Here is a 16,740-nt window from a genome sequence, read left to right on the forward strand (position 1 = left end):
CGCGCTCCCGCACTTCTGATCGTCGCGCGAGGTGGGAGTATTCGACATCTTCGATGCGCTGCGGGGACCCGCCGGTGTCGTCTAGGTATGCCTAGGCCGCCCGGACGCGTGCCTAGGAGAGCGCGGCCGGCGAAGATACGCCATCACTGCGGATGGAGGACTGCCCGCGCGAGCCGAACATCGATGTTGTCGGCAAGACAACGCACGGACTGAGGAGTCTGCGATGTTCGGATCACCGGAGTTCTACTTCGATCTCGCCAAGATGCATCACAAGGAGCTCATCGACGAGGCCGCCCGGGAGCGGATCGCGGCACGCGTGCTGCGGCACCGCCGGTCGGGCGGCAAGACGCGTGACCGCGTACACCGATGAGAGCGAGCACACAGGCCCGGGAGCCCGAAAGGGGCCCCGGGCCTGTCCGTCTGCGCCGGTACGCTGTCGCGCGTGGGAAGTCAGCGAGGTGGGGTGAGCTCGACGATGGTCGGGCGTGACCGTGAGCTGCGGCAGTTGACGCAGCTCGTGGCGTCACGTCGGCCGGCGGTGGTGTTCGTCGGCGGCGAGCCCGGCATCGGCAAGACCCGGCTGGTCCGGGAGCTGCTGCCGACCCTTCCCGAGCAGGCCGTGGTGCTGGTCGGCCAGGCCGAACCCGACTCCCTGGCCCGGCCGTACGAGCTGCTGCTGGACGCGATCGACGGCACCGACGGCGCCCGGGTCGACGCCGACCAGCTCGCTGCGCTCACCGACGCGCGCCGCAGCCCCGTCGAGCGTCTGCACACCGGGCTGGCACTAGTTGCCGACCTGGTCGGCGACGACCCGTCGGTGATCGTGTTCGAGGACCTGCACTGGGCCGACTCGGAGAGTGCCGCGCTGTTCGAGCGCCTGGCCGACACCGACGGCCCCCGCCTGCTCATCGGCACGTACCGGCCGGACGAGGTCAGCAGCCGGCATCCGCTGGCGTCGCTGCTGGAGCGGATGGAGCGCCGGCACGCCGTGGCGCACCTGCGGCTGGAGCGGCTGACCGAGGCGGAGACGGCGGCCCTGCTGGCCACGGTCACCGGCAAGCCGGTGTCGTACCGCACCGCCGCCGCGCTGTATCACCGCACCGGCGGCAACCCGTTCTTCCTCGAGGAACTGCTCGGCTCATGCCAGCCCGACGACCTGGACGCGCTGGTCGAGCAGCCGCTGCCGTGGAGCCTCGCCGAGGTGCTGCGCCGCCAGGTGGCCAGCCTCGACGCCGACGCGCAGCGGGTGGTCGAGGCCGCCGCGGTGCTGGGCCGCCGGGCCCCGTTCGACCTGCTGGCGACGGTTACCGGCGCCGGCGAGGACGAGCTGATCGGCGTCCTGCGCGACCTGGTGGTGCGCGGGGTGCTGGTGGAGGCCGGCGAGGACGAGTTCAGTTTCCGGCACGCGCTGGTGCGCGAGGCCATCACCGGGCAGATGCTCGGCCGCCAGCGCCGCCGCCTGCACGAGAGCGCCCTGGAGGCGCTGCTCGACGGCGGCGACGCCGACCCGGCCCTGATCGCCCATCACGCGCAGGCCGCCGGCCGGTACGCCGACATGGTGTCCGCGGCCCGCCGCGGCGCGGTGCTGTACCTGGCCATCGGGTCGGCGTACCAGGCGTTGCAGTTGGCCGAGATGGGCATGGCCGAAGACCCCGAAGACCTGACCCTGCTGTCGGCCGCGGCCCGCGCGGCGTGGCTGGCCGGGCTGCTCGGCGACGCCGCCGGCTACGCCCAGCGCTGGCGCGACCTGGCCGGCGGGCCCGCCGACCGCGCCGACGCGCTCTACCTGCTGATCCGGCTCGCGTGGGAGACCGACGACGAGCCGTGGCTGGAGCGGGTCACCGCCGACATCGAGCGACTCATCGCCCAGCTGCCGCCCGGCGCGGACAAGGCACGGGCGATGACCGCCGTGGCGCAGTCGGCGATGCTGCGCGACCACGACGACGAGGCCCTGGAATGGGCCGACCGGGCCCTCGCCCTGGCGGCCGAGTTCGAGCTGCCGCAGATCCGGCTGGCCGCCCTGGTCGAGAAGGGCATCGTGCTGACCGGGCACCCCGACCGGTCCGAGGAGGGCCGGGCGACGCTGTCCGGGCTCGTCGACGAGGCCGAGAAGCTCGGTGAGTGGGTGCTGGCCGCGCGGGCGCTGAACCGACTGGTCAACATGCCCCAGACGTCCTCGCTGACCGAGCAGGCCGAGCTGCTGGAACGGATGCGCGGCGACGCCGAGCGGGCCGGGTTCGAGTCGCTGGCCGTCGCGGCATACTTCCAGGGTCTGGCCCGGCTGGCCATGCGCGAAGGCGACCTGCAGGCCGCGATCGGCGCGCTCGACGAGGGCCGCGCCCGCGACCGCGGCTATCTCCACTCCGGCCGCCGCGCCGACTTCCACGCGGTGTTCCTCGCCGGCCTGTGCCTGGAATCGGGCACCCTCGACCGGGTGCAACGGCTGATCACCGACCTGTCGGGCATCGAGAAAGTCGACCCGATGGTGCTCGACGGCCTCGGCTTCCACCTGGCCTGCCGCCGCGGCGACCTCGACGGGGCCGACAAGCTGCTCGACCAGGTGCTCGACGGGCTGCGCCGCCAGGCGTGGCGCAGCGGCGAGCAGGCGCATGACCTGCTGTCCGCGGCGCTGTACGTCGGGCTGCCGCTGCCCCGGCTGCGGCAGCTCGCCTCCGAACTGCTCGACGGGCAGGTCTGGGACCACTGGCGGGCGCTGGTCGAGGCGCAGCTCGCCGAGGTGTGCGGGCAGGACTCGGCGGCGCTGGACGGCTACCGTTCGGTCGCGGAGTCGCCGATGCTGGCCCTGGCCGTACGCGGCACCGCCCACCTCGGCGCGGCCCGCTGCCTGCTGGCGCTGGGCCGCGACGCCGAGGCGGCGGGCAGCGTCGAGCGCGCCGGGGAGCTGCTGCGCCGCTGGACCGGCTGGCGGGTGGAGCAGCTCGGGCAGCTGCGGGCGCAGTTGGGCCTGGCTCCCGCCGACGGCCGCCAGACGGTATCCGGCGTCGCCGCGTTGACGACCCGCGAGCGGGAAGTGGCGCTGCTGGTCGCCGACGGCCTGACCAACGCGGAGCTGGCCCGGCGGCTGTACATCTCGCCGAAGACCGCGGCCGTGCACGTGTCGAGCATCCTGCGCAAGCTCGGTGTCGCCTCCCGCACCGAGGTCACCACCGCCCTCACCCGCTGACCACCCCGCCCGGCCCCGCGGCACCGCAACGCGCCGCGCCGTGCCGTGCCGTGCCGTGCCCAAGATCGCTCGACTTGCCAGGCAAACGGGCGAATGCGTGTCGAAGATACGCACAGATGCCAGGCAAGTCGGCCGATCCAGCGCGGCGGGTCGGGTGTCCGAAAGAGATCCGGCCGGGCTGTCACATACCGGCGACGGGCCGAGTCATACCGGTGAGAGGCACCTGACAGCACGCTGAGGAGCACATCTGATGTCCACCACGTACACCGTCGTCACCGTCCTGGCCGCCGCATGGGTCGGTTTCTCGGCCGCGTCCGTCTTCGCCGGGGCCAAGTGGGTCGTCGAGCCGCTGGCCGACTACGGCGTGCCCCGTTCCTGGTGGACCTGGCTCGGTGCGGCCAAGGCCGCGGGCGCACTGGGCCTGCTGGTCGGACTGTTCGTCCCGGTGGTCGGCGTGCTGGCGGGCATCGGGCTGGTGGGCTACTTCACCGGCGCGGTGATCACCGTGCTGCGCGCCAGGTCGTACGCCCACGTCCCGTTCCCGCTGCTCTACCTGGGCCCGGTCGTCGCCTCGCTGGTCCTGGCCTCCACGGCCTGATCAGGGCCGCCGAGGCGGGCGCCGACGCGAGGCGATTCGGCCTGCGGCTCGGGCTCAGGCACTGTAGCAACGCCGACCGGAACCTGATGATCCACTGGTTGCCGCGGCCGTCCCGGATGAACCGGGACGGCCGCGTGGGCCATGGTGACCTCGTCAGGCGGGGTACGGAGAGGTCGCCTTCGCGGCTTGCAACGCTCGCGCCCACCACGTCACCTGGTCGAGCAGTCTGCTCGCCGCGGCGGCGGCTGCTGCCGGGTCTTTCAGCCGTCCGGCGCCGTCGAACTGCTTCCACGCGGCGTGGAAGCTGACCGTGTCCCGGGTGGTGACGGCGTGCAGTTCCGCGAAGACAGGGCGCAGGTGCTCCACGGCCCGCAGGCCGCCGGAGAGACCGCCGTACGACACGAACGCGACGGGCTTGGCGTGGAACTCCCGGCCATGCGAGTCAATCATGTTCTTCAGCGCGGCCGGATAGCTGTGGTTGTATTCCGGGGTCACCACGACGAACGCATCCGCGGCGTCGAGCCGGTGCGTGAGACCGGACGATTCCGTGGTCGGCGGCGAGCCGGTCGGGTCGGCTGCCAGGTCGACCAGATCAACCCGGACGTCGTTGCGGTGCTGTGTCTCACCGACGAACCAGTCGGCCACCGTCGGGCCGAATCGTTCGGGACGGACGCTGCCGATGACGACGGCAAGCCTCACCTGGGTGTTGGGCACGTGTTCTCCTGAGAAAGTCTGAGCGCGAGGGCGGCTGCTGCCGACCTGCGGTCCGTCGGCTGCCGAAGCGATCGATGCGGGCGGGTCGTTCAGGGGAGGTCGCTGCTGCCGCCCAGATTGTCGATCATGCGGCGCAGTACGTTGAGCGCCGCGACGTATTCGGCAGTGCTGATGCCTTCGTGCATCTGGGCGTGCGCCTCGGCATTGCGGTCTCGCGCCCGCACCAGCCCGGCCTGCCCCGCGTCGGTCAGTGTCAGCCGCGCGGCATCCTGCCTCATCCACCCGCGGGCGGCCAGGTCGTCGAACACCGCTTCAAAGTCGGTGTCGAGGTCGTCGAACGGGGCCAGGCGTTGCGCGAGTGCGGCGCGGTCCCATTTTCCGGGCGAGCCGGCGACGTGGTTCAACGTCCACCAGTGCGGCTGGGTGAGATCTTCCACGGCCAGCTCCGCCCGGATACGTCCGACGACGCGCCGGTATGCCTCGCCGCTCCAGTAGCCGATGGGCTGGGTGGCGAGCTCCTGGGGGGAATAGTCCTTCATGACCACGATGCCGTTCCTGTCGATTGGCTGGACGGATACGGACCACGCTAGAAGTTAAAGATCACTTGAGGTCAAGTCCGACCGGTTCCGCGAGTCGGGGCACACTGGCGGCGGCACCGGCACCGCCGCGGGCAAACCGGTCGCGCACGCGAAACGATCACCGTAAGGTCGCGCCCGTGACCGAGGACATGTTCCGCACCGAACGGCTGACGGTGCGCCATTTTCAACCCCACGATCTCGACGACTTCGCCGCGCTGTGCGCCGACCCGGCGGTGATGCGGTACGTCGGCGACGGCTCGACCCTCGACCGGGCCGACGTCGCCTACTGGATCGAGGTGTGCGAGCGCCGGTACGCCGAACGGGGCTACGGCACGTCCGCGGTGTTCGAGCGGTCCTCGGGCGACTTCGTCGGCTACTGCGGCGTGGTCCGGGCCGGTGATCGCAACTTCGACGAGCTGGTCTACGTCTTCCACCAGCGGTTCTGGGGCGGCGGCTACGCCACGGAGGCGGGCCGGGCGATGCTGGGCCACGTCTTCGAAATCTCGTCGCTGGACGAGATCGCAGCGACCATCGACCCGGACAACCACGCCTCCATCCGGGTTGCCGGCAAGCTGGGCATGGTCGAGCAGCCGGGCAGGGACGCCGGTGACGGCGAGCCGACCAGGTTCTACGCGATCAGCCGGCAGCAGTACGCCGACCGCTGAGCCGGCCGCTGCGGCGCGCCGCAGGTCAGGGACACCGCTCTTGACAACACACCTCCGTCGATGTTTTCTGTGAACGTTCACAGCTGCCGCCCGGTCTGCTGTGGATGCTCCCCCCGATGTGTCTGTGAGCGACTCACACATCAGGAGGAATCATGCACAGAGCAAAGGCACTGCTGGCCGCGGCGGCACTCGCCGCGGTGGCGGCGCTGGCCGCGCCCGCGCTGCCGGCCGCGGCGGCGTCGACGGTCACCAACCCCGGGTTCGAGTCCAACGGGGCGAGCCAGACCCCGACCGGCTGGTCCGAGTCGGGCACCGTCGCGGCGTCGAAGAGCGAGGCGGGTGGGCGTAGCGGCAGCTACCGCGGCACGCACTGGTCGGCTTCGGCGTACACCGTCGAGACGTACCAGACCCTGACCGGCCTGACCACCGGCTCGTACACGTTGAGCGCCTGGGTGCGCTCGGGCGGCGGGCAGTCGGCGGCCTACCTGGCGATGAAGAACTGCGGCGGCGCGCAGGCGCAGGTCAACATCCCGACCAGCAGCAGCACCTGGGTGCAGGTGTCGGTGACGGCCAACGTCACCTCCACGTCGTGCACGCTGAGCGTCTACTCCAGCGCCTCCGCCAACCAGTGGATCAACGTGGACGACGTGACGTTCGTCAAGGGCACCACCGGCGGCACGTCGCTGCAGGTCAAGGGCGGTGACCTGTCGTCGCTGAAGAAGAACGAGGACTTCGGCGCGCTGTACTACACCAGCTCCGGAACGCAGGGCGACGCCATCGCCATCCTGAAGAACGCGGGTATGAACTACGCCCGGCTCAAGGTGTGGGTGAACCCGGCCGACGGCTACAACAACAAGGCCCGGGTGCTGACCATGGCGCAGCGGATCAAGGCGCAGGGCCTGAAACTGCTGGTCGACTTCCACTACTCCGACTCCTGGGCCGACCCGGGCAAGCAGGTCAAGCCCGCCGCCTGGGCGAACTACTCGCTGGCGCAGCTGAACACCGCGGTCTACAACCACACCTACGACGTGCTCAACGCGCTCAAGGCGCAGGGCACCACGGCGGACATGGTGCAGGTCGGCAACGAGATCAACCCCGGCATGCTGCTGCCGACCGGCAGCACGTCCAACTGGGGCAACCTGTCCCAGCTGCTCAAGTCGGGCGTCAACGCGGTCAAGGCGGTCAACTCCTCGACGCTGGTGATGCTGCACCTGGCCGAGGGCGGCGACAACGCGACCTTCCGCTGGTGGTTCGACCAGGCCGTGGCGTACGGAGTGCCGTTCGACGTGATCGGGGCGTCGTTCTACTGCTACTGGCACGGGCCGCTGTCGGGGCTGCAGGCCAACCTCAACGACATGGCCTCCCGGTACGGCAAGCCGGTCATCGTCGCCGAGACCGCGTACGGGTTCACCACGGCGCAGGACGACGGCGAGACCAACATCTTCAACTCGTCCATGGCGAGCACCTGCGGCTACCCGGCGAGCGCGACCGGGCAGCGCGACGCGTTCCAGGCCGTGGTGAACATCGTCAAGAACGTGCCCAACGGGCGCGGCATGGGCGTCTTCTACTGGGAACCGGCGTGGACCGCGCAGGCGGGCTCGGGCTGGGACCCGGCCAACCCGTCGTCGGGCAACGGCTGGGAGAACCAGGCCCTGTTCGACTACAACTCCCGCGCGCTGACCGCGATGTCGGTGTACGGCTCCATGTAAAGAGCGACGCCGCCGGGTGGTAGGGCACCCGGCGACGCCGCCGTTGACAGCCGACGCGACTGTTGCGAGTATGTGAACGCTCACAGACACATCGGCAACATGTCCGACATCTGGCGTCACCCCGCACCGCGCGGACGACGGCCGCTCAGCAGGCGACGTCGATTACCCGCACGCCGCCCGCCGGCACCGTCACCCCGGCGGGAAACGACGTCCCGTCGAGCACGTCCACGCCGGCCGCGTCCGGCACGACCACCGGCTCGTCGCCGTGGTTCAGCAGGAACAGGTGGCCACCCCGCCGCACCGCCTCGACCGTGTCCGGCAGGCCGCGCGGGCGCGACACCCCGGCCGCGTCCAGGGCCGCCGAGAGCAGCGGCCGCAACCCGTCCACGCTGCTGGCGACATACCAGGCGGTGCCCCGGCCCAGCTCGTGCCGGGTGACCGCGGGGTGCCCGGCGTCGGGGCCCGCGGCGAACTCGGTCACCGTCACCGCTCCCTTCGGGCGGACCCGCTCCGACCAGACCCGGGCCGTGCCGCCGTCGGACAGCGCGACCGTCTCGTGCTCGCGCAGCGGGTGGAACTCCTCGACGGACAGTCCCAGCACGTCGCGCAGCACGCCCGGGTATGCCCCCGGATGCACGGCGTCGTGCTCGTCGACGATCCCGGAGAAGTACGACACCAGCAGGTGCCCGCCCGACTCGACGAAACACCGCAGGTTCTTCGCCGCGGCCTCCCCGAGCAGGTAAGCGCTGGGCGCCACGACCAGCTTGTACGCCGACAGGTCCGCGGCCGGGTGGACGAAGTCGACGGTGGCGTGCTCGCGCCACAGCGCGGCGTAGTACGCCTCGACGCGCTCCCGGAAGTTCAGGTCCACGCTCGGACGCCACTCCAGGTCCAGCGCCCACCAGGACTCCCAGTCCCAGACCACGGCGACCTCGGCGGCCACCCGCGTGCCGCGTACCCCCGAGAGCCTGTCGACCTCGCCGCCCAGCGCGACCACGTCGCGCCACAGGTCCGAATCGGTGCCGGCCTGCGGAAGCATCGCCGAATGGAACTTCTCCGCCCCGGCCCGCGAGGCCCGCCACTGGAAGAACAGCACCGAGTCCGAACCCCGCGCCACGTGCGCGAGGCTGTTGCGGCGCATCTCCCCCGGGCGCTTGGCGATGTTGCGGGGCTGCCAGCTGACCGCGCCGGGCGAGTGCTCCATCAGCAGCCACGGCCGGCCCCCGCCCAGCGAACGGCTCAGGTCCGCGGCCATGGCCAGGTCGATGTGGTTGTCGGGCTGCTCGGCGTTGAGGTAGTGGTCGTTGGAGACCACGTCGACCTCCGGCGCCCAGCGCCACAGGTCCATGGACTTGCAGTTGGTGACCATGAAGTTGGTGGTCACCGGCAGGTGCGGGGTGGCCGCGCGCAGCACGTCGCGCTGCAGCGTGAAGCAGGCCAGGTTCTCGGCGGAGCTGAAGCGGGCGAAGTCGAGCCGCTGCGCCGGGTTGACCACGGTGTGGTTGGCGCGCGGCGCGTCGATCTCGTCCCAGTCGCCGTAGCGCTGGCTCCAGAACGTGGTGCCCCAGGCGGCGTTGAGCGCGTCGAGGTCGTGGTAGGTCTCGCGCAGCCAGTCGCGGAAGGCCTGCACGCTGGCGTCGCAGTAGCACTCCCCCAGCGGGGCGCCGTACTCGTTGTGCACGTGCCACATGACCACGCCGGGGTGGTCGCGGTAGTGCTCGGCGAGCCGGTGGGCCAGCTCGACGGTGGCGTGCCGGTACTCGGGCGAGCTGGGGCAGGCGGTCTCGCGGCTGCCGAAGCCGATGCGTACACCGTCGCGGTTGACCGGCAGGGTGTGCGGATACCGGCGGGCGAACCAGGCGGGCGGGGCGGCGCTGGGGGTGGCGAGGTCGACGCTGACCCCGTTGGCGTGCAGCCGGTCGATGATCTCGTCGAGCCAGCCGAACTCGTAGCGGCCCTGCTCCGGTTCCAGCAGCGCCCACGCGAAGATGCCGAGGCTGACCAGGTTGACCCCGGCCTGGCGCATCAGCGCGACGTCCTCTTCCTGCACCTCGCGGGGCCACTGCTCCGGGTTGTAGTCGCCGCCGAAGGCCAGCCCGCGCAGCCGCGGCACCACATGTTCGGTCTCGGACACGAATCCCCCTGACAAGCACGGCACGTCTGTGAACGTGCACAGTAACGGACCACCCGCCCCCCGCAAAGAGCCGGGCGATCATCGTCCGTCCCGCCCGCCCCTCCTGGCGCAACTCTTAAAGAGTCGCGGCATCGGCGAACCCTTGACAGGCCAAGTCTTTAAGAGTTGCGGCGAGGGCGGGGCGGCGGGGCCGGCGGGCGGGGCGTGTAACGCCTCGGACACGGAGTCTTGACGGGCTCGATATGGGCGAGCACACTTTGCCGCACTGTGAACGTTCACAGAGAATTCGCCATTCAACGGAGGACCTATGCGTACGAAGCGGCTCAGGATGGTGATGTCCGCAATGCTGGTCGGCGCCCTGGCAGCGGGCTGTTCGGGCGGTGGGCAGGAGGAGACCCCGCAGGAGACCGGACCGGTCGAGCTGACGTTCTGGACGTGGGCTCCCAACATGGACAAGATCGCGGCGGTGTGGAACGCGGCGCACCCCGACATCAAGGTCACCGTCAGCAAGCAGGCGGGCGGCGACGAGGCGGCGGCGAAGTTCCTGACCGCGGCCAAGGCCGGCAACGCACCCGACCTGGTGCAGGCCGAATACCAGATGCTGCCCTCGTTCGTGGCCGCCGAGGCGGTCGCCGACATCAAGGGCGAGGTCGCCGGCGTACGCGATCAGTTCTCCGACGGCATCTGGAACCTGGTCACCCTGGGCACCGACGGCGTCTACGGCCTGCCGCAGGACAGCGGCCCGATGATGTTCTACTACCGCACCGACCTGTTCACCAAGTACGGCATCGCGGTCCCCAAGACCTGGGACGAGTACGCGGCCGCGGCCCGCACCGTGCACGCCAAGGACAAGACCGTCTACCTCGGCGGTTTCTCCAGCAAGGACCCGGGCTGGTTCGCCGGGCTGTCGCAGCAGGCGGGCGCCAAGTGGTGGTCCATCACCGGCGAGGCCTGGAAGGTCGGCATCAACGACGACGCGACGAAGAAGGTCGCCGACTTCTGGGGCGGCCTGGCCAAGGACGGCGTCGTCGACACGCAGGCCCCGTGGACGCCGGAGTGGAACGCGGCACTCAACGGCGGAAAGATCATGAGCTGGGCGTCGGCGGTCTGGGCACCGGGTGTGCTGAGCAGCAACGCCCCCGACGGCAAGGGCAAGTGGGCCATCGCGCCACTGCCGCAGTGGAGCGCCGGGGAGAACTACTCCGGCTTCTGGGGCGGCTCGTCCATCGCGATCGCTGAGGGCTCCAAGCACAAGAAGGCCGCGGCGCAGTTCGCGTCCTGGCTGAACACCGACGCGAAAGCCCTCGACCTGCTCATCAAGGAAGCCGCGATCTACCCGGCGGCCAAGAGCGGCCAGAACCTGATGACCACCGCACCGGAGTACTTCGCCAACCAGGCCGACTTCTGGCAGCAGGCGACGAACATCGCCGGCACCGCGCGGGGCTTCACCTTCGGCCCCAACGTGAACGTCGCGTACAGCGCGTACAAGGACGCCTTCGACAAGGCGCTGCAGAACAAGTCCTCCTTCACGGACGCGCTGGGCGCGATGCATGACGCGACCGTCGCCGACATGAAGAAGTCCGGCTCCCCGCTGGCGAGCTTATAGATGACCACGCCAACCCGGGGCGCCCGCGCTGATCGCGCGGGCGCCACCCCCTACCTCTACCTGGCCCCCGCGGTGGTGCTGTTCACCCTGTTCATCGCCGCGCCCATCGGGTACACCGCGTACCTGAGCCTGCGCCGGGTGCAGTTCTCCGGGCTGGGCCTGGGCAAGAAGTCGCGCACGGAGATCTTCGTCGGGCTGGACAACTACCGCACCGCGGTCGCCGACGGGGAGTTCTGGGCGGGCTGGCTGCGCGTGCTCGGGTACGCCGGCCTGGTCCTCGCCCTGATGCTGGGTCTGGCCCTGGTGTTCGCACTGCTGCTGGACTCGGCCCGGGTGCGGCTGGCCCGCTTCTCCCGCATCGCGATCTTCCTGCCGTACGCGGTGCCGGGCGTGGTCGCCACCCTGCTCTGGGGCTTCCTCTACCTGCCCAGCCTGAGCCCGATCCACGCCACGCTGCGCACGTTCGGCTTCGAGAACGTGGACCTGCTCAGCCCGAGCACGGTCATGTTCTCCATGGTCAACGTCGCGATCTGGGGCGGCACCGGCTTCAACATGCTGGTCCTCTACACCCAGCTGCGGGCCATCCCCCGCGACTACTACGAGGCCGCCCGCATCGACGGCGCGGGCGAACTCGCCATCGCGCTGCGGGTCAAGGTGCCCATCCTGGCCCCCGCACTGGTGCTGACCACGGTGTTCTCCATCATCGCGACGATCCAGGTGTTCACCGAGCCGATGACGCTGCGGCCCATCTCCAACGCGGTCAGCTCCACCTGGAGCCCGCTGATGAAGGTCTACCGCGACGCGTTCGTCACCGGCGACCTCTACAGCGCCGCGGCCACGTCGCTGGTCATCGCCGCGATCTCGGTCGTGCCGTCACTGCTGTTCATGCGCCTGGTGCGCCGCCAGGCCTTCGGGGAGGAAAGATGACGACCAAGGGGGTACGCAGACCGCTGGGTCTCGCGCCCACCGCGGTGCTGCTGCTCGGGGCGCTGTACTGCCTGCTGCCGGTGTGCTGGGTGCTCGCCGCGTCGACCAAGACACGCGGGGAGCTGTTCACCACCAACGCGTTCGCACCGGGCACCGGCCTGTTCAGCAACATCGCGGACCTGTCGGCATACCGCGACGGGATCTTCTGGCAGTGGATGGCCAACACCGCGCTGTACGCGGGCGTCGGCGCGCTGCTGTCCACGGCCGTGTCGGTGCTGGCCGGATACGCCCTGGCGAAGTTCCGGTTCTTCGGCCGCAACATGATCTTCAACGTGCTGATCGGCGGCATCCTGGTCCCGGCCGTGGTGCTCGCGGTGCCGCAGTACCTGCTGCTGGCCAAGGCCGGGCTCGCCAACACGTACTGGGCCGTGCTGCTGCCGAGCATCCTGCACCCGTACAGCATCTACCTGGCCCGTATCTACGCGTCCGCGGCCATCCCGGACGCGCTGCTGGAGGCCGGGCGCATCGACGGGGCGGGCGAGCACCGGCTGCTGCGGGTGGTGGCGGTGCCGCTGATGCTGCCCGGCATGGTGACGATCTTCCTGTTCCAGTTCGTCGCGATCTGGAACAACTTCCTGCTGCCGTTCATCATGCTCGCCGACGACGAACGCTTCCCGCTCACCGTCGGCCTCTACACGCTGCTGGCCACCGGAGCCAACCAGCCCGCGCTCTACAACCTCGTCATCACCGGCGCGCTGCTGTCGATCATCCCGCTGATCGCGCTGTTCCTGACCATGCAGCGGTACTGGCGTACGGACCTGTCCGGCGGGTCTGTGAAAAGCTGATGACCGTGACCAACAAGCGGCGTCCCACGATCCACGACGTGGCCCGTGCCTCGGGAGTCTCCCGGGGCACGGTGTCCCGCGCCCTCAACGGCGACCCCTACGTGAGCACCGCCGCGCTCGCCGCCGTCACCCGCGCCGTCGCCGAGACCGGGTACGTCGTCAACCGTGCCGCGCGCAGCCTGGTCACCCAGCGCACCGGCACCGTCGTCATGGTGCTGTCCGAGCCGCAGGAGAAGCTGTTCGAGGACCCGAACTTCAGCGTGCTGCTGCGGGTGGCCACCCGGCGGCTCGCCCAGCGCGACGTCGCCCTGGTCATGATGGTCGCCGGGGACGACGGCGACCGCGAGCGCGTGGTCCGCTACCTGCGCGGCGGCCACGCCGACGGGGTGCTGCTGCTGTCCGCCCACTCCGGCGACCCGCTGCTCGCCGAAATCGAAGGGCTCGCCATCCCGGCCGTGGCGTGCGGTGCGGTCCTCGGCCGCGAAGGCGTCATCCCGTACGCCGCCGCCGACGACCGCGAAGGCGCCCGCCAGATGGCGCAGTACCTCGTCGACCAGGGCCGCAAGAAGATCGCCACGATCACCGGGCCGCTGGACACCCCCGGCGGCCTGAACCGCCTCGAAGGCTTCTGCGACGTGCTCGGCCGCAAGGCGGTCAAGAAGCTCATCGCCCACGGCGACTACTCCCGCCACAGCGGCGAAGCCGCCATGCACGAACTCCTCGACCGCGTCCCCGACCTCGACGCCGTCTTCGTCGGCTCCGATCTCATGGCCGCCGGGGCTCTCGCAGTCCTGCGCGAACGCGGCCGCCGCGTCCCCGAGGACGTCGCGGTCGGCGGCTTCGACGACTCCGCCATCGCGGGCTCGACCCACCCCAGACTCACCACCGTCCGCCAGCCCCTGGAACAGGTCGCAACGGAGACCGTACGCCTCCTCCTGGAGCTGATCGACGGCGCCGACACCGTCGAATCCCTCGTCCTCCCCACCGAACTCGTCACCCGCGAATCCGCCTGAAGGCAGCGCACCCGCCTCGCCCGAAGGAAGGGCACCTTCTTATCGCAATACGTAGAGGAAGGTGCCCTTATTAACACCGTCGCGCAGTGGCCGCAGGTCGCAGCCGTCGAGGTCGAACGCACTACGCGCCGGGCAGGCGTGCGCCGGGCGGCAGCCAGTCGTCGTCCAGTTCGAACTCGAAAAGCACACCGTCGGCCTGGTCGGTCGGCCCGACCGTCTCCGCCGGGCCCATCGCTGCTCCGTCCACGAACTGCTGCCGGTACGCCACCCCGTCAGCCCACCGGTGCACCGTCATCCAGAGGCTGAGCCCGGCCGCGAAGCTCGTCGCCACCCTGCAGTGGGCCACGCTGTACGCCGCGTCGAGCCCGTCCGCGTTCGGATTCACCCTCAGCTCCCCCGACCCTCTGGCGGTGAACCGCAGCGGTCCCTGCACCTGCACCGACATGCCGCTGTCCGCAAACTCCGCCAGCATCCGGGACGGCAGCTCGGGATCGGTGCGGCCGACCCCGAAATACATGCTGGGACGCATACGGACGGCCTGACCCGGCCCCAGCACGGTGATCGTCGAGACGTCGTAACACCTCTCCGGGTTCATCCGCACCTCGCGCCAGCGGTCCCGGTCGGCTGGCAGGCCCGCCGCCGCGAACATCGCGGCGGCTCCCGGCCGGCTGCCGTCCCACAGGTCGTCACGATCGGCGATGACCCGCGCGAACGAGGCCTGGTCGCCCGTCGCCTCGCCCACCGCGGGCAGTCCGTCGGGGAACGCGACCCGCAGGTACGGCCCGAACTCGACGGTGCGGTGCAGTTCCGCGGCGGCGAACGCGGCGCTGAGCAGCTTGCCGAAGTCGGCGACCCGTTCGCAGACCGTACGGATCAGCAGTCGGCGTGGCAGCTCCCGGGTCGGGACCGTCAGGCGGTGCGAGCGCGGCACGAACGGCTCGACGAAGCTGTGATCGAAAGCCCGCGGGGCCACGGCGACGCGCACCAGCAGGTCGACCGCCTGCGGATCGTCGGCCAGCGCGGGAGCCAGCGCGGCGCAGGTCCGCACCGCCAGACGCGGATCGTCCAGCCATTCCCGCGGTGCCTCACCGAGCTCGCCCAGCCCGAGTACGTACGCGGCGCACTCGCGGCGGTCGGTGGTGGTCCGGGCCGCATCACGGTGGTGGGCGACCACCTCGGGGCACCGGTCGGCCAGGTCGGGGTGCCGGACGAGCGGGACGAGGGTCGAGGCGGCCAGGGCACGGGTCCATGCGGGCCAGGCCGCCGGCACCGGCCATACCGCGCCGAAGACGGTCGGCAACAGATCGAAGCATTCGCGGGCCGCATGGGCGAGCAGCACGCGGCCCGGGGCGTCCTCGTCCGTCCACTCATGAACGGCCCGGCGTGCCGGGTCGGCGAGGTAGGCATCGCGCCAGGCGAGCACCGCGGCGTCGACCGGTGGCGGGCTCGGCGCGCCGACCGCGGTCCGGGCCACCTCGCCCAGTAGGAACAGCAGGCTGTCGCGGACGCCGCCGTCAAGCGCCGGATCGTGCAGCAGGGGCAGGATCGCGGTGATCGCGGGCGCGGTCGCGGGCGTCAGCCGGCCGGTGCCGTGCAGCCGCTGGATCAGGAATACCCCGGCGTCGGATGCCGCGTCGGTGTCGTCGCCACGCAGCGCGCCCAGACGCGCAGGTAGGTCGGCTGCCAGGCCGTACGCGTGGAAGAGCCGGTCCCAGCGGATCTCCTCATTCGCCACCGCCGGAGCCTAGCCGCCCCGGCTCCTCAGGTGGGGGCACCGAACGGCTGCTGTGATCGCAACTCCGTATACGAGAGACGGTGTGCTGTCCCGCGTCGGCCGCCGGACCCGTGGTGACGGATCCGGGCCCTGTGCTCGGGCTCTGCTATGTCCGCGGCCACGAGGGCATCATCGTCACCCTGGCCGGACAGCTCAGCTGAGTGCCGCCACGAGCCGGTCGTGTTCGGCTTGAGTGCCGATCCGGGCACGGTCCTCGGGGTGGTCGACGTACCACCTGATCGCGGCCGCCACGAGCTGCGGGTGGGTGTCCCAGCCGAGCGGGAGCACGGGACTGCGGCGCATTCGCGCGGGCATGAGGTCGGGCCGGGCGACGGTCAGGGCGAGGGTCCGACTGGACACGGCGGGATGCCGAGGGAACCCGGGGGCCAGCGCCTCCCAGGGGATGTCCGTGCCGCCGGGTCCGGACATCCTGATGCCTTCGGCACGCAGTTCCAGCGTGGGCATGCCACACCAGATCATGACGGCGAAGATCGTGCCACACGCGACGGACGCCGTGACCAGCAGTCTGGCGCCCAGTCCGTGATTGCTCAGGTCGGCGAAGGCGGTGCGGCCCGACAAGAGCAGAAGCCCGAATCCCAGCAGGCGCGACGTGTGGGACGACGTGACGAATGCCCGGTCCGTCACGGTGAACGCCGCGGCGCCTCCGGAACGGCGGATGAGCATGTAAATCATCACGCCGAGTCCGCCCAGCGGCGCAGCCGCCCGCAACGGCCCTTCCCAAAGGCTGTCGGCGAGCACTCCGTCGGCGAGGACCTGGCTTGCCAGGGTCGCGGTCAGGATCAGTACGAGGATGATGCGGGTGCGGATCAGCGGCCGGATCGGGATCACGGCGCGCAGCGTACACAGCCCCTGCCCGCCCTGCCGCCCTCCCGAATCCGCCCGAAGGAAGGGCGCCTTCAGATGTCTGTACATGGTGGAAGGGCACCTTCTTACACTGTGTGGCGCGGCGCTCTTCTCTGCGCTGGTCACGCG

14 protein-coding genes are annotated in these 16,740 nt (G+C 70.7%); 9 read left to right on the forward strand and 5 right to left on the reverse strand.

All coding sequences use genetic code 11. The annotated features are described in order from the left end of the window. Window positions 1-223: 223 nt before the first annotated feature. The 3 genes from FLL47_RS43155 to FLL47_RS28825 all read left to right on the forward strand — a co-directional run bounded on the left by FLL47_RS43155 (window position 224) and on the right by FLL47_RS28825 (window position 3,782). Window positions 224-370: a hypothetical protein gene (locus FLL47_RS43155; protein ID WP_186315961.1), complete on the forward strand. Its 147-nt coding sequence runs from the start codon at window positions 224-226 to the stop codon at window positions 368-370. 72 nt (window positions 371-442) lie between these two features. Then, window positions 443-3,184, forward strand: a complete 2,742-nt coding sequence (locus tag FLL47_RS28820; RefSeq protein ID WP_246158796.1) for a helix-turn-helix transcriptional regulator — start codon at window positions 443-445, stop codon at window positions 3,182-3,184. A gap of 250 nt (window positions 3,185-3,434) precedes the next feature. Then, window positions 3,435-3,782 carry a DoxX family protein gene (locus tag FLL47_RS28825; RefSeq protein ID WP_144124287.1) on the forward strand — a complete coding sequence of 116 codons (348 nt, stop codon included), beginning with the start codon at window positions 3,435-3,437 and terminating at the stop codon, window positions 3,780-3,782. Between the two features lie 153 nt (window positions 3,783-3,935). On the opposite strand, the gene FLL47_RS28830 is transcribed toward FLL47_RS28825, so the two are convergent. Beyond that, window positions 3,936-4,496, reverse strand: a complete 561-nt coding sequence (locus FLL47_RS28830) for an NADPH-dependent FMN reductase (RefSeq protein WP_144124290.1) — start codon at window positions 4,494-4,496, stop codon at window positions 3,936-3,938. Between the two features lie 89 nt (window positions 4,497-4,585). After that, window positions 4,586-5,041, reverse strand: a complete 456-nt coding sequence (locus FLL47_RS28835) for a MarR family transcriptional regulator (protein ID WP_222106248.1) — start codon at window positions 5,039-5,041, stop codon at window positions 4,586-4,588. Window positions 5,042-5,211: 170 nt separating this feature from the next. Here FLL47_RS28835 and FLL47_RS28840 point away from each other — a divergent pair, with 170 nt between their 5' ends. Beyond that, the gene (locus FLL47_RS28840; protein ID WP_144124293.1) at window positions 5,212-5,739 is read left to right on the forward strand and encodes a GNAT family N-acetyltransferase; all 528 of its coding nucleotides are present in this window, start codon (window positions 5,212-5,214) and stop codon (window positions 5,737-5,739) included. 152 nt (window positions 5,740-5,891) lie between these two features. Further along, the gene (locus FLL47_RS28845; protein ID WP_144124296.1) at window positions 5,892-7,448 is read left to right on the forward strand and encodes a glycosyl hydrolase 53 family protein; all 1,557 of its coding nucleotides are present in this window, start codon (window positions 5,892-5,894) and stop codon (window positions 7,446-7,448) included. 145 nt (window positions 7,449-7,593) lie between these two features. On the opposite strand, the gene FLL47_RS28850 is transcribed toward FLL47_RS28845, so the two are convergent. Then, the gene (locus FLL47_RS28850; protein WP_186315962.1) at window positions 7,594-9,582 is read right to left on the reverse strand and encodes a beta-galactosidase; all 1,989 of its coding nucleotides are present in this window, start codon (window positions 9,580-9,582) and stop codon (window positions 7,594-7,596) included. Window positions 9,583-9,889: 307 nt separating this feature from the next. Here FLL47_RS28850 and FLL47_RS28855 point away from each other — a divergent pair, with 307 nt between their 5' ends. From FLL47_RS28855 to FLL47_RS28870, 4 genes are read left to right on the forward strand one after another with little or no spacing between them, the layout of a single operon-like run. After that, window positions 9,890-11,188 (forward strand): ABC transporter substrate-binding protein, encoded by a 1,299-nt coding sequence (locus FLL47_RS28855; protein WP_144124299.1) that lies wholly within the window; start codon window positions 9,890-9,892, stop codon window positions 11,186-11,188. After that, window positions 11,189-12,115 carry a carbohydrate ABC transporter permease gene (locus tag FLL47_RS28860; RefSeq protein WP_144124302.1) on the forward strand — a complete coding sequence of 309 codons (927 nt, stop codon included), beginning with the start codon at window positions 11,189-11,191 and terminating at the stop codon, window positions 12,113-12,115. It abuts the gene before it with no gap. Further along, window positions 12,112-12,960 carry a carbohydrate ABC transporter permease gene (locus FLL47_RS28865; RefSeq protein ID WP_144124304.1) on the forward strand — a complete coding sequence of 283 codons (849 nt, stop codon included), beginning with the start codon at window positions 12,112-12,114 and terminating at the stop codon, window positions 12,958-12,960. The genes FLL47_RS28860 and FLL47_RS28865 overlap by 4 nt, the downstream gene beginning before the upstream one ends. After that, on the forward strand, window positions 12,960-13,973 hold the full coding sequence (locus tag FLL47_RS28870) for a LacI family DNA-binding transcriptional regulator (protein ID WP_144124306.1): 1,014 nt from the start codon (window positions 12,960-12,962) through the stop codon (window positions 13,971-13,973). Before FLL47_RS28865 ends, FLL47_RS28870 begins: the two co-directional genes overlap by 1 nt. 121 nt (window positions 13,974-14,094) lie before the next feature. Here the strand turns inward: FLL47_RS28870 and FLL47_RS28875 are convergent, their stop codons facing one another. Together FLL47_RS28875 and FLL47_RS28880 are read right to left on the reverse strand one after the other, a co-directional pair. Further along, entirely contained in the window at window positions 14,095-15,708 is a 1,614-nt protein-coding gene (locus FLL47_RS28875; RefSeq protein WP_144124309.1) for a hypothetical protein, read from the reverse strand. Window positions 15,709-15,900: 192 nt separating this feature from the next. Continuing rightward, window positions 15,901-16,737, reverse strand: coding sequence for a hypothetical protein (locus FLL47_RS28880; protein ID WP_144124313.1), 837 nt, complete (start codon window positions 16,735-16,737; stop codon window positions 15,901-15,903). Window positions 16,738-16,740: the final 3 nt, after the last annotated feature.

It is taken from the genome of Catellatospora sichuanensis, assembly GCF_007483665.1.
GTDB lineage: Bacteria > Actinomycetota > Actinomycetes > Mycobacteriales > Micromonosporaceae > Catellatospora > Catellatospora sichuanensis.

Excerpts from the sequence above, each read along its gene's own strand:
- FLL47_RS43155 (WP_186315961.1), top strand. The coding sequence starts at position 224 with ATGTTCGGATCACCGGAGTTCTACTTCGATCTCGCCAAGATGCATCAC.
- FLL47_RS28870 (WP_144124306.1), top strand. The coding sequence starts at position 12,960 with ATGACCGTGACCAACAAGCGGCGTCCCACGATCCACGACGTGGCCCGT.
- FLL47_RS28860 (WP_144124302.1), top strand. The coding sequence starts at position 11,189 with ATGACCACGCCAACCCGGGGCGCCCGCGCTGATCGCGCGGGCGCCACC.
- FLL47_RS28865 (WP_144124304.1), top strand. The coding sequence starts at position 12,112 with ATGACGACCAAGGGGGTACGCAGACCGCTGGGTCTCGCGCCCACCGCG.
- FLL47_RS28825 (WP_144124287.1), top strand. The coding sequence starts at position 3,435 with ATGTCCACCACGTACACCGTCGTCACCGTCCTGGCCGCCGCATGGGTC.
- FLL47_RS28845 (WP_144124296.1), top strand. The coding sequence starts at position 5,892 with ATGCACAGAGCAAAGGCACTGCTGGCCGCGGCGGCACTCGCCGCGGTG.
- FLL47_RS28855 (WP_144124299.1), top strand. The coding sequence starts at position 9,890 with ATGCGTACGAAGCGGCTCAGGATGGTGATGTCCGCAATGCTGGTCGGC.